This is a genomic window from Escherichia sp. E2586 (genome assembly GCF_005781105.1).
In the GTDB taxonomy this organism is placed as follows: Bacteria; Pseudomonadota; Gammaproteobacteria; order Enterobacterales; family Enterobacteriaceae; genus Escherichia.
In genome coordinates, this window is the sequence record NZ_VATN01000015.1 from 1 (window position 1) to 14,437 (window position 14,437).

A 14,437-nucleotide genomic window follows, 5' to 3' on the forward strand; every position below is an offset into this window, starting at 1 on the left:
GGAACTGCCAGGCATCAAATTTAGCGTGCTGATATGGCTCAGTTGGTAGAGCGCACCCTTGGTAAGGGTGAGGTCCCCAGTTCGACTCTGGGTATCAGCACCACTTTTTAGGTTAAAGTTCGGCAGATTAGAAAAGAATTTGCCTGGCGGCCGTAGCGCGGTGGTCCCACCTGACCCCATGCCGAACTCAGAAGTGAAACGCCGTAGCGCCGATGGTAGTGTGGGGTCTCCCCATGCGAGAGTAGGGAACTGCCAGGCATCAAATAAAACGAAAGGCCATCCGAAAGGATGGCCTTTTTGCGTTTCGAATCCATGTACAACTTAATGGATAACCTGCGATAAAAATGCCCTCGTACGCTCCGATTTAGGATGCGCAAAAAATTCATCCGGTGCAGCTTGCTCCACGATTTCTCCGCGATCCATAAAAATCACTCGATCAGCGACAGTTCGCGCAAATCCCATTTCATGTGTTACGCACAGCATCGTCATGCCTGACTGCGCTAGCCCAATCATCGTATCCAGCACTTCTTTTACCATCTCCGGATCGAGCGCCGACGTAGGTTCATCAAACAGCATGATCTTTGGTTTCATACAAAGTGAACGTGCTATGGCAACGCGTTGCTGCTGACCACCAGAAATCTGCCCGGGAAACTTCTGTGCATGTTCGGCAATTCTCACCCGCTCAAGGTAATGCATCGCCAGAGCTTCAGCTTCTTTCTTCGGCATCTTACGCACCCAAATCGGCGCCAGGGTACAGTTCTGTAAAACGGTCAAATGTGGGAATAGATTGAAATGCTGAAAGACCATTCCCACTTCCTGCCTGACGCGCTCAATATTGCGAATATCTTCGTTAAGCTCGATGCCATCCACCACGATCCGTCCCTGTTGGTGTTCTTCCAGATGATTAATACAGCGAATGGTTGTCGATTTCCCGGAACCGGAAGGACCACACAAAACAATGCGTTCACCGGTTTGCACAGTCAGATTTATATCTTTTAAGACATGGAATTGCCCATACCATTTATTGACGTTTTCCAGTGTAATCATCGCGTTAGCAGGTTGCAGTAAAATTTGGCTCATAGTGTCCTCAATGCGGTGTACGCCCGGTGTTAAAACGTTTTTCCAGATGTTGGCTATAACGTGACATGCTGAAGCAGAAGATCCAGTAGATCAGTGCGGCGAAAACATACCCTTCCGTCGACATACCCAGCCAGGCGGGGTCAACGGTTGCCTGCTGAACGCTACTGAAAAGATCGAACAACCCGATGATGATCACCAGACTTGTGTCTTTGAATAGCGCGATGATGGTATTTACCAGCCCTGGAATCACCAGCTTCAGTGCCTGGGGCAGAATAACCAGCCCTTGAGTTTTCCAGTAACCCAACGCCAGCGACTCTGCCGCTTCGTATTGCCCTTTGGGCAGCGCCTGTAATCCGCCTCGCACGACTTCCGCAACGTATGCTGACTGAAACAGGATCACGCCGACCAACGCACGAATCAGTTTGTCGATACTGGTGCCTTCCGCCATAAAGAGCGGCAGCATGACCGAAGACATAAACAGTACGGTAATCAGCGGTACGCCACGCCAGAACTCGATAAAAATGACCGATAAGATACGCACAATCGGCATATGGGAGCGGCGGCCTAATGCCAGTAATATCCCCCACGGCAGCGCCCCAGCAATCCCAACAGATGCGATAATCAACGTCAGTGTCAGCCCGCCCCATTGCCGGGTTTCAACCCGCTCTAGACCAAGAAAACCGCCATACATCAGCCACCAGACAATCAGTGGGTAGATAACCGCCCATACCGCAATATAGCGACCGCGATGCGGGAGTATTTTCCAGAACATTGGTGCGATAGAAACAAGGCCAATCAGTAATGCCAGGTTAATTCGCCAGCGCTGGTCGTGCGGGTAAAGCCCATACATAAACTGGCCGAATCGTTCGTGGATGAAGACCCAACAGGCACCGGCTTTTGTGCAGTCGGTACGCGTTGAACCAACCCAGTTTGCCTGTAAAAAAGCCCAGTTCAGCAGCGGTGGAATCAGTTCCCACATCAACCATAAGCAGCCAATAGTCAGCAGGCTATTGCTCCAGCTGGAGAACAGGTTTTTGCGCACCCACACCATAGCGCGGCTTGAGTTATGGCTCGCCGGGCGCGGGGGATGAGACAGCAATACTTTTGTCATCATGACTCCTTAGCGTTCAACGATCTCGATGCGGCGGTTATAGATATTCATCAGCAGCGAGATAGTCAGGCTGATAATCAGATAGACCGACATCGTCATGGCAATCGTCTCGATGGCTTGCCCCGTCTGGTTCAGCACGGTGCCAGCAAACAGCGAAACCATATCGGGATAGCCGATAGCGGCGGCAAGAGAGGAGTTTTTGACGATGTTGAGATACTGGCTGGTTAACGGCGGAATAATCACTCGCAGCGCCTGGGGAATAATGACCTGGCGTAGCGTAACTGGGTTGGGCAATCCCAGCGAGCGGGCAGCTTCATGTTGACCATAAGGCACTGCCTGGATCCCGGCGCGAATAATCTCGGCGATAAATGCAGATGTATAAACTGAAAGCGCCAATGTTAAGGCTGCCAGCTCAGGGATAAGCACCATCCCGCCGCGGAAGTTAAACCCTCGTAGTGCCGGAACATCCCAGTGCAGTGCCGCACCAAAAAGCCATTGCGCCAGTAAAGGTAAACCAGTGAGCAACACAACGGCGCAAGGCCAGGTTCGTCGCAGTTGTCCGGTCTTTATCTGGTGCGTTTTATTAAAACGGAATAGTCCAACAGAAATGGCTATAGCAATAACAACAGTCAGGATAAACGCAATAAATCCATCTCCCAGCTGCGGCGACGGAATATAGAGCCCACGATTGCTCAAAAAGGCGAGATCAAACGCACTCACTGCCTGCCGCGGTCCGGGCAAATTGCGCAACACGGCAAAGTACCAGAAGAAGATTTGCAGTAGCGGGGGAATATTACGGAAGATCTCAATATAAATTGTGGAAAGCTTTCGTAGCAGCCAGTTATCCGAAAGTCGCGCCAGACCGATAAAGAAGCCCAGGACAGATGCGAATACGATACACAATGCTGAAACCAGTAGCGTATTGAGTAAGCCGACAATAAAAACGCGTCCGTAGGTATCGCCCTGCTGGTAATCGATCAAATGCTGGACGATCCCGAAGCCTGCGCCGCGATCCAGAAAGGCAAATCCTGATGTAATGCCGCGATTGTTTAGATTCGTCATGGTGTTGTGAAATAACCAACCAACAATGCCGACGACGGCAACAACGGCGAGGATCTGGAATAACCAGGCGCGAACCGTAGGGTTGGTAAAGGAGAGTGAGCCTTTAACGGTTGAGCGGCGATGGGGCATATAAACCTCGGAAACCATAACGCTGAAGAGAGCGCCGCCGTAGCGACGCCCGTTACCTCACACCGACTTAACGCACGGGCGGTGCGTACTGAATACCGCCGTTATTCCAGAGATTATTTTGCCCACGTTTAATTTTCAGCGGGCTTTCTGAACCTACATTACGCTCAAAAATTTCCGAGTAGTTACCCACCTGTTTGATGATGTTGTAAGCCCATTTATTATCCAGCTTCAGATCCTTGCCGTAATCGCCCTCTTTACCCAGCAGATGCGCCATATCAGGCGTAGCTGGATTAGCCGCTTTTTCATCAACGTTTTGCGAGTTAACGCCCATCTCTTCAGCATTCAGCATGGCGAAAAGCGTCCAGCGCACAATAGAGAACCATTCATCATCGCCACGACGGACTACCGGGCCAAGCGGTTCTTTAGAGATAACTTCTGGCAGGACAATCCATTCGGCAGGATTACTTAATTTGATCCGCAGGGCATACAGTTGCGACTGATCCGAGGCCAGCGTATCGCAGCGGCCAGATTCCAGAGCCTTCGCTGATTCGTCTGAGCGATCGAAGGTTACTGGCGTGTACTTCATATTGTTTGCCTTGAAGTAATCGGCAACGTTGAGTTCGGTATCAGTCCCCGCCTGAATACAGACGGTTGCGCCATCCAGTTCTTTCGCGCTTTTTAATCCCGCTTTATCGTGCGTCAGGAAGCCAATGCCGTCGTAATAAGTGACGCCAGTAAATACCATTCCCATTCCTGCGTCGCGGGATGAAGTCCAGGTCGTATTACGGGAGAGCAAATCCACTTCTCCTGACTGTAAAGCGGTGAAGCGTTCTTTTGCTGTGAGTGGGGTATATTTCACTTTCGTGTCGTCGCCAAATACAGCAGCGGCAACACCACGACAAACATCTACATCAATACCTGAAAACTTACCGTCTGCATCGGCATAAGAGAACCCAGGTAATCCGTCACTGATCCCGCATTGCACAAACCCTTTATTCTTTACGGCATCAAGTGTCGCGCCAGCATGCGCCTGATTTGCAACGGCAAGCAGCACGCTGGCGGCAGCCAGTGTGGCTATCATCATCTTTTTCATAATGCTTCCTGTGAGGCGAAAATTATCGTTATAGGACGTTTGGGAAACGTCTTTTACCTGTCTGTGGCCATCCTTTTATAAGCAAAAGTAGTGCCAGTTTTTGCGCACGATTCCGTGTCGCAATAAGCTGAGTGTAGACAGGAAATAATAAAAACATCGCCCCGCAATGGTGCGAAAATGAAACATACGCCACATTTTAGCGCAAAATATTTATTCGCATTTTACTAAGCAGGATAATGATTGTTAGCGTGAGCATGTGTTTTAAATGAGGGTAAAAACTAATGGATGTGTTATTTCGACGGTTCGAAATAAAATGCTAAATTAAAAGGGAATAAGATAGCCGAATATAGTTGTATTTTATCTTACGGTGAGATTCTGTACCGTTAAACAGAGCGCGGAACTCCGCGCCCTGTTCAGTTATTTCGACAGAGCGATGATCCCCATCGTCAGGCCAGCAACAGCCGCTGCCCCGCCAGCAATAGCCCCGGCAGTTTCCCAGTTATCCTGAGTCGTACCTTTCATACAGGTATTGGTGTGAACCAGACGGCCCTGATCGTCGTAAACCGGAACGCAGGGTGAATCGTGAGCGCAGCCCGCCAGCAATGCGGTGAGCAATGCGACAGGAATTAATCTTTTCATGGTGTTACCTCAGTAATAACGCTACCGCTTAATAAGCTAACTTTCTTATTAACGTGCTGAATTCCATTTTATCACCGGGAGTTATAATTCTTGCGAGATGAATAATGACAAATTATGTTAATTGTAAAAATAATGAAGGGAGAAAGAATGAATGCACTCAATTCAAAAGTTAGTGAATCATTAACTCATTAATTTTTATAGTTTTAACTGCAAATTAAAAAGGCGTCCGAAGACGCCTTTGTGTTTTAAATTTACCCTTTAAAGCAACGGCGGATCACCACAAAGAACACAGGGACGAAGAAGATTGCCAGTAATGTTGCGGAAATCATGCCGCCCATGACTCCAATCCCTACCGCGTTCTGCGCGCCGCTTCCCGCACCATTACTGATAGCCAGCGGCAATACGCCGAGAATAAAGGCGAGTGATGTCATCAGAATAGGACGAAGACGCATACGTACGGCCATCAGCGTTGCTTCAATAACACCTTTCCCCTCTTTCTCCATCAGGTCTTTGGCGAACTCAACAATCAAAATAGCGTTTTTAGCTGATAAGCCAATTGTCGTTAACAAGCCCACCATAAAATAAACGTCATTTTTTTGATTAAAGAGTGTCGCCGCCAGCAGCACGCCGACAATCCCTAACGGCACGACCAACATAACCGAGACAGGAATTGACCAGCTTTCATAGAGCGCTGCAAGGCACAGGAAAACGACCACGAATGAAATGGCTACCAGAGCAGGGGCCTGGTTGCCTGACAAGCGTTCCTGATACGACATACCCGTCCAGTCATAACCGATTCCGTTAGGTAGTTGTGAGGCGAGGCTTTCCATTAGCGACATCGCATCGCCGGAACTGGTGCCTGGCGCGGCCTCCCCCTGAATCTCCATAGAAGGTAGACCGTTGTAGCGTTCCAGACGCGGAGAACCATATACCCAATGTGAAGTGGTAAAGGTGGAGAATGGCACCATTTCGCCGTTGGCACTGCGGACATAAAGTTTATCGACATCTTCTGGCAGCATACGGAATTTGGCATCCGCCTGAACATATACTTTTTTCACGCGGCCACGGTCGATGAAGTCGTTGACATACGTCCCGCCTAACGCCGTAGAAATGGTCTGATTAATGTCAGAAAGCGAAACGCCTAATGCCTGTGCTTTTTCCTGGTCAACTTCAAGTTTGAACTGCGCAGTATCTTCCAGGCCATTGGGGCGCACACTGACTAAACTTTCAGGATGTTGCGCCGCCATGCCAAGCAATTGGTTGCGGGCATGGGTTAAGGCATCGTGACCAAGACCCGCCTGATCGATTAACTCAAAGTCGAAACCTGTTGCCGTACCCAGTTCAACAATGGCTGGCATATTGAATGGAATGACAAAACCGTCGCGGATTTTACTCAGTTCCATTTTGGCACGTTGGATTACCGCTTCCGCGCTATTTTCTTCGCCACTGCGCTCTTCCCACGGTTTAAGGCTGACAAAGGCCATCCCGGCGTTTTGCGCCTGACCGCTGAAGCTAAATCCATTGACTGTAAAGACACTTTCAACGTTCGCCTTCTCGTTCTTCAGATAGTAATCCGTCACTTCATCCAGTACTTTTTGTGTCCGCTCTTGCGTCGCACCAGCGGGCAGTTGGATCATGGTCAGGAAGACACCCTGATCTTCTTCCGGCAAGAAAGAAGAAGGGAGGCGTAAAAACAGCACTACCATTCCGGCGACAATCAGCGCATAGATCAGTAAATATCGCCCTGTGGAACCGAGGATTTTGCCAACGCTATTGGTGTAGTGATTAACGCTATGATCGAAAGTGGTGTTAAACCAGCCGAAGAAACCACCCTTATTTTCGTGATGCTCGGCAGAGACTGGTTTCAGCAATGTTGCACATAACGCGGGGGTGAGAATCAGCGCAACCAGTACTGAAAGCGCCATTGCTGAAACAATAGTGATAGAGAACTGTCGATAAATTGCCCCTGTTGAGCCACCGAAGAATGCCATCGGAATAAACACCGCCGACAGTACCATCGCGATACCTACCAGCGCACCCTGGATTTGCGACATCGATTTTTCCGTCGCTTCTCTGGGGGGGAGTTTATCCTCCATCATTACGCGCTCGACGTTCTCTACAACGACTATCGCATCATCAACAAGAAGCCCGATGGCAAGTACCATCCCGAACATCGTTAGCGTATTGATGGAGTAACCAAAAGCGGCGAGTATGGCAAACGTCCCTAACAACACGACAGGTACAGCAATGGTGGGTATCAATGTCGCCCGCATGTTCTGCAAGAACAGATACATCACCAGGAATACCAGGATAATGGCTTCGAACAGCGTTTTCACCACTTCCTGGATAGAAAGCTGGACGAAAGGCGTGGTGTCATAAGGGTAAAGAACCTTCATTCCCTGTGGGAAGAACGGCTGCAATTCTGCCAGTTTGGCCTTGATGGCTTTTGCGGTATCAAGTGCGTTAGCTCCCGTTGCCAGTTTAATACCGAGGCCAGCCGCGGGTTTGCCGTTGATACGGGCGATAACGTTATAGTTTTCACCACCGAGTTCAATCCGTGCGACATCTTTCAGCCGCACTACCGAACCGTCGCTGTTCACGCGCAGGGTGACTTTGCCGAACTCTTCCGGATCTTTTAACCGTGTCTGGGCAATAATCGACGCGTTTAGCTGCTGTCCTGGTAATGCCGGCGTGCCGCCTAACTGACCGGCCGCAATCTGGTCGTTCTGTACTTTCAACTGGTTAATAACATCAACCGATGTGAGTTTATATTTGTTCAGCAGATCGGCATCGAGCCAGATACGCATAGCGTACTGAGCACCGAACAGTTGTACGTCGCCAACGCCGTTCAGACGGCTAATGGTATCTTTGACGTTAGAGGCGATGTAGTCGGAAATATCGTCTTGCGTGGTACTTGGGTTATCAGAAACAAAACCAGCCACCATCAAAAAGCTGCTACTTGATTTCTCGACACTTATCCCCTGTTGCTGGACTTCCTGCGGCAGTAGCGGTGTGGCGAGTTGAAGTTTGTTTTGTACCTGCACTTGCGCGATGTCTGGATCGGTCCCGGACTGGAAGGTGAGAGTAATTGTCACGCTACCGGCTGAATCGCTGGTGGAGGACATATACATCAGATTATCGATGCCGTTCATATTCTGTTCGATAACCTGTGTCACCGTATCCTGCACGGTTTGCGCATCAGCGCCTGGATAGTTTGCCGACACAGAAACAGCAGGCGGGGCAATGGTTGGATACTGGGCGACGGGCAATTGTAGGATCGCCAGTACGCCCGCCATCATCAGAATAATGGCCAGCACCCATGCAAATATTGGTCGTCGAATAAAAAAGTTTGCCATATCAGATTGCCTTACTTCGACGCAGTATCTGCGGGGGTATCGGTAGTGGCTTTAACCTGCTCTCCCGGGCGTGCTTTTTGCAGGCCGCTGACAATGACCTGATCACCCGCTTTTAGTCCTTCGCTAATCAGCCATTTATCGCCAATGGCCTGGCTGGCGACAACAGGACGTGCCTCAACCTGGCTTTTATCATTAACAATCATGACGGTAGCGTCACCACGCGGCGTGCGGCTAACTCCCTGTTGCGGGATAAGAATGGCGTCAGGTTGTACACCTTCATCAATCCGTGCGCGCACAAACATACCTGGCAGAAGCGTGTGTTGCGGGTTAGGGAAAACCGCGCGCAGGGTAATGGAGCCGGTGCTTTCATCAACGGTTACATCAGAGAATTGCAGCGTGCCTTTCAGGGGATAGGTTTGACCGTTTTCCATGACCAGCTCTACGTTGCTGGCGGCGTTTTCCTTATGCAAACTACCTTGCTCTACGGACTGCTTGAGTCTCATGAAGTCGTTGCTGGATTGGGTCACATCGACATAGATAGGATCGAGTTGCTGGACAGTCGCCAGTTCGGTCGTTTGCCCGTTAGTGACGAGAGCACCTTCGGTCACCGAAGATTTGCCGATACGCCCGCTAATTGGCGCAGTCACTTTGGTATAAGCGAGATTGATGCGGGCGCTTTCGACCGTGGCTTTTGCGGCTATGACGGTAGCATCGGCCTGACGAGCATCAGCAATCGCCTGATCGTACTCCTGCTGGCTGATGTATTTCGTACCCACAAGCGGAACATAACGTTTTACCGTCAAATGCGCGATGGATGCGGCAGCTTCGCTTTTCGCCAGGTCGCCTTTCGCGCTGTCATAACTTGCCTGATAAGTGGCTGGATCGATCTGGTACAGGGACTGGCCAGCTTGCACATCGCTGCCTTCAGTGAAATTACGATTCAGCACTATCCCGCTAACCTGTGGGCGAACCTCGGCAATACGGAAAGCATTAGTACGGCCTGGTAATTCAGTTTTAACTTCTAACGGGGCAGTATTCACAATATGAACGGTAACCTGCGGTTCACCGACGTGAGCTTTCTCTTCTCCCTTATCGTTACAACCCGCAATTAACGCTGCGGAGATCATGATAAAGGAGGGCAGGAGGAAAAACCTGGCATGTTTCGTCATTACTATTCCTCAAAAAACCAAAAGCGCGTTATTAGCCAGAAAAAGGCAACGCGTTAACTCGCAGAAATAAAAATACAGTTCGCTATCCTACAAATTATCGTCCGGCGATGTAAGGAATAGTTATGAATAGTCGCTATTCAAGGCACGTAAACACAAAAATAGATTAATATTCTAATGTTCTCATTTGATGTGAGTTGAAAAGAATGGAAGCATTTTAACGCAAAGTGAAATATACATTTATTAAGTAAATATATTATCGTCAAACAATAGACTTTGATTATTTGACGATTGATAGCAGACGGGAATTGGTTTCTCGTATAAATAAAAATTAGGTGATACATTACTTCTCGTTGTTTCCCCTTATGTCGAATATATTTATTCCCTGAATGATTAATCATGGCAAAAAGAACCAAAGCTGAAGCCCTGAAGACCAGGCAAGAACTGATTGAAACCGCCATCGCCCAGTTTGCGCAGTATGGCGTAAGCAAGACGACGTTCAATGACATCGCCGACGCCGCCAACGTCACGCGTGGCGCAATCTACTGGCACTTCGAAAACAAGGCTCAACTGTTTAACGAGATGTGGCTGCAACAGCCTTCATTGCGTGAGTTAATCCAGGAACGTTTAACGGAAGGGTTAGAACATGATCCTTTCCTGCAATTGCGTGAAAAACTGATTGTTGGATTGCAATATATTGCCGAAATTCCCCGCCAGCAGGCATTACTACAAATCTTATATCACAAGTGTGAATTTAGTGATGAAATGCTGGCCGAGGCAGTAATACGTGAAAAGATGGGCTTTAATCCACAGATTCTGCGTGAAGTATTACAAGCATGTCAGCAACAGGGGGATATAGCTAAAAGCCTCGACTTAGACGTCGTAATGATTATTATTGATGGCGCCTTCAGCGGTATTGTTAAAAACTGGTTAATGAATATAGCGGGTTACGATCTTTATAAACAAGCACCCGCATTAGTCGATAATGTATTAAGAATGTTTATACCAGATGAAAACATAACGAAATTAATTCATAAAACAAATGAATTAGGTATCGTATAAAGTTACATTCTATTGTGAAAATCCAGTTCGTCACAGTTAACCAGTTTTAGCGGATTAACCGAGTTCATATTGCGACATTTGTCTGTGTCTGTTGCCAGTAGTTCAATCCACTGCATCAGTAAGGTATCAAACAGAAAAACGGAGACAGCGAAAACGACGAGCCACCAATACTTGCGAATCATTACCTGAGCCTGTGCATGTTTAACCAAGTCTGGCAGGAAATATACACGAAATGAATAATCTGAAAACCAGGCTTACACTTCCTTTACTTTGCAATGAGATCGGGGTCAACTTCGCTGATCCGGCTTCGTTTTGACAGGTTGCCGGTCTTTCTTTTTTTCACTTTCGCCAGCTCTTCCATGGAGTAATGTGACGCGACTTCCAGTCGGCGTAGCCCCATCTTGATGTACTCGCTGTTAATCTCAATACCAATGAATTTTCGCCCAGTCGCGATGGCGACGGCACCGGTGGTGAAGCTACCAGCAAACGGATCGAGAACGACATCGCCAGGGTTAGAAGAGGCGAGAATAATGCGCTTCAGTAAAGCTTCAGGCTTTTGCGTCGGATGGTTTTCATATTCATCCATCAAATAACGTACGCGTGGAAAATCCCAGACGTTACCTGGCACTTTTTGATGATTGTAAGGTTGTGGGGGATTTTTGCGATAGTCGATTAATGCACGCTGTGCTCCGGTTTTGGCTTCTACCAGAATAGCATCGCTGTTAAATGTGTAGTTCTTTGCGTCTTTCACCATCATCAGGATGGGTTCATACATGGAGCCGTAATATTTTTTTGCCTGAACGCCGGAGCTGTCATACGACCAGACGATGCGACTTTTGATAGTAAAAAGTTGGCGGCACTGGAGGTCAATAAAGGGCATGTTTTCCGTGCTGTTCATGATGTACATGCTGCCCTGTTTTTTCAGAACGCGGTGGCACTCTGTAATCACTTCAAATAGCCAGTTAATAAACAGATCTTCTTTCCACGCTTCGATCAGGCCATCGAAATTTTTACCGATGTTATAAGGCGGGTCAGCAAAGATTAGATCGACACTTTCTGCGGGTATCTTTTTAAGTTCAGCTAATGCATCACCGTGGATAATGGTCTTTGTATTGTCGCCAAACCTGGTGGGTTCACATCCTGTTCTCATGGTCACTCCCTTTGCGACACCTATAAAAAAGGCGCTTCCCCATGCCGAGTAGCGCCTTTTAATCAAGCAATTAGCTAACCTGAATTAGTTCATGCCGTACTTTTTCAATTTTTTACGCAGCGTACCACGGTTGATGCCCATCATCAGCGCAGCACGGGTCTGGTTACCACGGGTGTATTGCATCACCATGTCCAACAGGGGCTGTTCTACTTCAGCCAGTACCAGCTCATAGAGGTCATTAACATCCTGACCGTTCAGTTGAGCAAAATAGTTCTTCAGTGCCTGTTTAACCGAGTCACGCAGGGGTTTTTGGGTTACCTGATCCTGAGAGTTAACGGTAGAAACGGTCAGTACGTCAGAATTTACGCGTTGTTCGAACATAGTTCTGTCAGCTCTTTATTTCTGTTTACGCAAAATTTTCGAAGTATGCCTCCAACGCCTCCAGCTGTTCGCTGGCATCCTCAATGGCGTTGAATGTGCGCCGAAACTGGTCATTTGGAGCGTGTTCCTGGAGATACCAGGAAACGTGTTTACGTGCAATTCGGTACCCTTTTGCCGGACCATAAAAGTCATGCAGTTCCCGAACGTGCGCGCAAAGCAAGCGCTTAACCTCTGCCAAAGGCAGCGGGGGCAGCAACTCCCCAGTGTCCAGATAATGCTGGATTTCCCGAAAGATCCAGGGTCTTCCCTGAGCTGCGCGGCCTATCATCAGAGCATCCGCCCCTGTATAGTCGAGCACAGCTCTGGCTTTAAGCGGGTCAGTAATGTCGCCATTCGCGATAACCGGAATGGAAACTTTCTGCTTAACTGCCCGAATACTGTCGTATTCAGCTTCTCCATTGAACAAACAGGCGCGTGTACGGCCATGAATGGTCAGAGCCTGAATGCCACAGTCTTCAGCCAGTTGGGCAATCTCTTCGCAGTTACGGTGTTCCGGCGCCCAGCCTGTGCGAATCTTCAGGGTAACAGGAACGTCCACTGCATTAACGACCTCGGTAAGGATCGATTTAACGACATCCGGGTACTGCAAGAGGGCTGAACCTGCAAGCTTGCGATTCACTTTTTTAGCCGGGCAACCCATATTGATATCAATAATCTGGGCACCGCTTTCCACGTTAATACGTGCTGCATCTGCCATTTCTTTCGGATCGCTACCGGCAATTTGCACGGTGCGAATACCGGGTTCATCAATGTGCACCATCCGTAAACGAGATTTGTCGCTTTCCCAAACCTGAGGGTTAGAAGACATCATCTCGGATACTGTCAATCCGGCTCCCATCTCGTAGCACAACGTCCGAAAAGGTCTGTCTGTAATGCCAGCCATGGGCGCTGCGATCAGGCGATTTCTGAGCTGATATTGTCCGATGCGCATGAGTTAAGAAATGACCATACTGTGACTGCAAGGCGGCGTATATTACGCATTTTTTGCACGAGATGAAAGGCCAAACTTTGACCAATCCTCTGAGATGGATCAAAGAATTGCATTTAAAATGAACTCGGCGGAATAATTAATCATAAAAATCATCACATTAGAAATAAGTGATTAAAATTCGCACTCAAAGAAATTTGAGTAAGTTCTCAATTTTTCTTTATGAATGAAAATTTTGGCACGCAAATTTGCCTAAATAATCAGCAAAATTACGTGCCTTTTGTGACGTTGCTCGCACTTCTCTCTACATCACTATGCCGCATTCTGGCGGTTAATTCTTACGACCAGTAATGCGACACCACTCTTCTTTTTCCACGACCGGGTCCAGAACGAAGCTGTCGGCATAAGCTTCACAAACGCTCTCCGCCTGGCTTGCCAGAATACCGGAAAGGCCCAGCAAGCCGCCTGAAACCGGCAGGACGCTGATTAACGGTGCCAGTTCACGTAACGGGCCTGCGAGGATGTTAGCGACCACCACGTCGGCTTTCATCGCTTCAGGCTGATCTTTGGGTAAGTAGAGTTCCAGACGGTCAGAAACGCCATTACGTTCGGCGTTGTCACGGCTGGCCTGAATGGCCTGCGGATCGATATCAATACCAATGGCTTTTGCTGCGCCCAGTTTCAGCGCTGCGATTGCCAGAATGCCGGATCCACAGCCAAAATCGATGACCGTTTTACCGGTTAAATCGAGGCTGTCGAGCCATTGCAGGCACAGAGAGGTGGTTGGATGAGTCCCCGTACCAAACGCCAGGCCCGGGTCTAACATCACGTTGACGGCGTTTTCGTCTGGCACATCACGCCAGCTTGGGCAGATCCACAGACGTTCGCCAAAGCGCATTGGGTGGAAATTATCCATCCATTCGCGCTCCCAGTCTTTATCTTCCAGTTGTTCGATTTTGTGCGCGAAGCCTGCGCCGAGCAGCGGATGATCCTCCAGAATCGCCACGACTTCATTCATGTCGGTTTCAGCATCGAACAGACCAATCACATCGGTGTCGCCCCACAGGCGCGTTTCGCCCGGCAGCGGCTCAAACACCGGCGTATCGTGGGTATCCTGAAAAGTAATGGACACGGCACCCGCTTCCATCAGCGCATCGCTAAGATCTTCAGCGTTCGCGCCGGTGGTGTTCAGTTTCAGTTGGATCCAAGGCATGGCAAAA

13 protein-coding genes, 1 tRNA gene and 1 rRNA gene are annotated in these 14,437 nt (G+C 48.8%); 3 read left to right on the top strand and 12 right to left on the bottom strand.

The features are described from left to right. The first annotated feature begins 27 nt into the window (after positions 1–27). A tRNA-Thr gene (locus tag FEK50_RS15385) sits at positions 28–103 on the top strand. Positions 104–142: 39 nt separating this feature from the next. After that, positions 143–258: ribosomal RNA gene (rrf, locus tag FEK50_RS15390) — 5S ribosomal RNA — on the top strand. A 63-nt stretch (positions 259–321) separates the two neighbouring features. Here the strand turns inward: rrf and FEK50_RS15395 are convergent. The 7 genes from FEK50_RS15395 to acrE form a co-directional block, all read right to left on the bottom strand. Further along, positions 322–1,080 (bottom strand): amino acid ABC transporter ATP-binding protein, encoded by a 759-nt coding sequence (locus FEK50_RS15395; RefSeq protein ID WP_130219134.1) that lies wholly within the window; start codon positions 1,078–1,080, stop codon positions 322–324. A gap of 7 nt (positions 1,081–1,087) precedes the next feature. Next, positions 1,088–2,191, bottom strand: coding sequence for an amino acid ABC transporter permease (locus tag FEK50_RS15400; protein ID WP_131160937.1), 1,104 nt, complete (start codon positions 2,189–2,191; stop codon positions 1,088–1,090). A 9-nt stretch (positions 2,192–2,200) separates the two neighbouring features. Continuing rightward, entirely contained in the window at positions 2,201–3,382 is a 1,182-nt protein-coding gene (locus tag FEK50_RS15405) for an amino acid ABC transporter permease (protein ID WP_131160890.1), read from the bottom strand. A gap of 67 nt (positions 3,383–3,449) precedes the next feature. Then, positions 3,450–4,475 (bottom strand): amino acid ABC transporter substrate-binding protein, encoded by a 1,026-nt coding sequence (locus FEK50_RS15410; protein WP_130204494.1) that lies wholly within the window; start codon positions 4,473–4,475, stop codon positions 3,450–3,452. A 417-nt stretch (positions 4,476–4,892) separates the two neighbouring features. Further along, positions 4,893–5,114 (bottom strand): membrane protein, encoded by a 222-nt coding sequence (locus tag FEK50_RS15415; RefSeq protein WP_000825639.1) that lies wholly within the window; start codon positions 5,112–5,114, stop codon positions 4,893–4,895. Positions 5,115–5,365: 251 nt separating this feature from the next. Beyond that, positions 5,366–8,470 carry a multidrug efflux RND transporter permease subunit AcrF gene (gene acrF, locus FEK50_RS15420; RefSeq protein WP_130204496.1) on the bottom strand — a complete coding sequence of 1,035 codons (3,105 nt, stop codon included), beginning with the start codon at positions 8,468–8,470 and terminating at the stop codon, positions 5,366–5,368. A gap of 11 nt (positions 8,471–8,481) precedes the next feature. After that, on the bottom strand, positions 8,482–9,639 hold the full coding sequence (gene acrE, locus FEK50_RS15425; RefSeq protein ID WP_131160891.1) for a multidrug efflux RND transporter periplasmic adaptor subunit AcrE: 1,158 nt from the start codon (positions 9,637–9,639) through the stop codon (positions 8,482–8,484). 396 nt (positions 9,640–10,035) lie between these two features. On the opposite strand from acrE, the gene envR reads away from it, so the two are divergent. Beyond that, positions 10,036–10,698 (top strand): acrEF/envCD operon transcriptional regulator, encoded by a 663-nt coding sequence (gene envR / locus FEK50_RS15430; RefSeq protein ID WP_131160892.1) that lies wholly within the window; start codon positions 10,036–10,038, stop codon positions 10,696–10,698. Between the two features lie 2 nt (positions 10,699–10,700). Here the strand turns inward: envR and FEK50_RS15435 are convergent, their stop codons facing one another. The 5 genes from FEK50_RS15435 to prmA form a co-directional block, all read right to left on the bottom strand. Continuing rightward, positions 10,701–10,880: a DUF2556 family protein gene (locus tag FEK50_RS15435; RefSeq protein ID WP_131160893.1), complete on the bottom strand. Its 180-nt coding sequence runs from the start codon at positions 10,878–10,880 to the stop codon at positions 10,701–10,703. Between the two features lie 83 nt (positions 10,881–10,963). After that, positions 10,964–11,848, bottom strand: coding sequence for an adenine-specific DNA-methyltransferase (gene yhdJ, locus FEK50_RS15440; RefSeq protein ID WP_131160894.1), 885 nt, complete (start codon positions 11,846–11,848; stop codon positions 10,964–10,966). 84 nt (positions 11,849–11,932) lie between these two features. Next, on the bottom strand, positions 11,933–12,229 hold the full coding sequence (fis, locus tag FEK50_RS15445; protein WP_000462905.1) for a DNA-binding transcriptional regulator Fis: 297 nt from the start codon (positions 12,227–12,229) through the stop codon (positions 11,933–11,935). A 25-nt stretch (positions 12,230–12,254) separates the two neighbouring features. Continuing rightward, the gene (gene dusB, locus FEK50_RS15450; protein WP_001219652.1) at positions 12,255–13,220 is read right to left on the bottom strand and encodes a tRNA dihydrouridine synthase DusB; all 966 of its coding nucleotides are present in this window, start codon (positions 13,218–13,220) and stop codon (positions 12,255–12,257) included. 328 nt (positions 13,221–13,548) lie between these two features. Further along, positions 13,549–14,430, bottom strand: a complete 882-nt coding sequence (prmA, locus tag FEK50_RS15455) for a 50S ribosomal protein L11 methyltransferase (protein WP_130260191.1) — start codon at positions 14,428–14,430, stop codon at positions 13,549–13,551. Between the last annotated feature and the right edge of the window lie 7 nt (positions 14,431–14,437).

Excerpts from the sequence above, each read along its gene's own strand:
- yhdJ (WP_131160894.1), bottom strand. The coding sequence starts at position 11,848 with ATGAGAACAGGATGTGAACCCACCAGGTTTGGCGACAATACAAAGACC.
- acrE (WP_131160891.1), bottom strand. The coding sequence starts at position 9,639 with ATGACGAAACATGCCAGGTTTTTCCTCCTGCCCTCCTTTATCATGATC.
- envR (WP_131160892.1), top strand. The coding sequence starts at position 10,036 with ATGGCAAAAAGAACCAAAGCTGAAGCCCTGAAGACCAGGCAAGAACTG.
- FEK50_RS15395 (WP_130219134.1), bottom strand. The coding sequence starts at position 1,080 with ATGAGCCAAATTTTACTGCAACCTGCTAACGCGATGATTACACTGGAA.
- FEK50_RS15400 (WP_131160937.1), bottom strand. The coding sequence starts at position 2,191 with ATGACAAAAGTATTGCTGTCTCATCCCCCGCGCCCGGCGAGCCATAAC.
- fis (WP_000462905.1), bottom strand. The coding sequence starts at position 12,229 with ATGTTCGAACAACGCGTAAATTCTGACGTACTGACCGTTTCTACCGTT.
- prmA (WP_130260191.1), bottom strand. The coding sequence starts at position 14,430 with ATGCCTTGGATCCAACTGAAACTGAACACCACCGGCGCGAACGCTGAA.
- acrF (WP_130204496.1), bottom strand. The coding sequence starts at position 8,470 with ATGGCAAACTTTTTTATTCGACGACCAATATTTGCATGGGTGCTGGCC.
- dusB (WP_001219652.1), bottom strand. The coding sequence starts at position 13,220 with ATGCGCATCGGACAATATCAGCTCAGAAATCGCCTGATCGCAGCGCCC.
- FEK50_RS15405 (WP_131160890.1), bottom strand. The coding sequence starts at position 3,382 with ATGCCCCATCGCCGCTCAACCGTTAAAGGCTCACTCTCCTTTACCAAC.
- FEK50_RS15410 (WP_130204494.1), bottom strand. The coding sequence starts at position 4,475 with ATGAAAAAGATGATGATAGCCACACTGGCTGCCGCCAGCGTGCTGCTT.
- FEK50_RS15435 (WP_131160893.1), bottom strand. The coding sequence starts at position 10,880 with ATGATTCGCAAGTATTGGTGGCTCGTCGTTTTCGCTGTCTCCGTTTTT.
- FEK50_RS15415 (WP_000825639.1), bottom strand. The coding sequence starts at position 5,114 with ATGAAAAGATTAATTCCTGTCGCATTGCTCACCGCATTGCTGGCGGGC.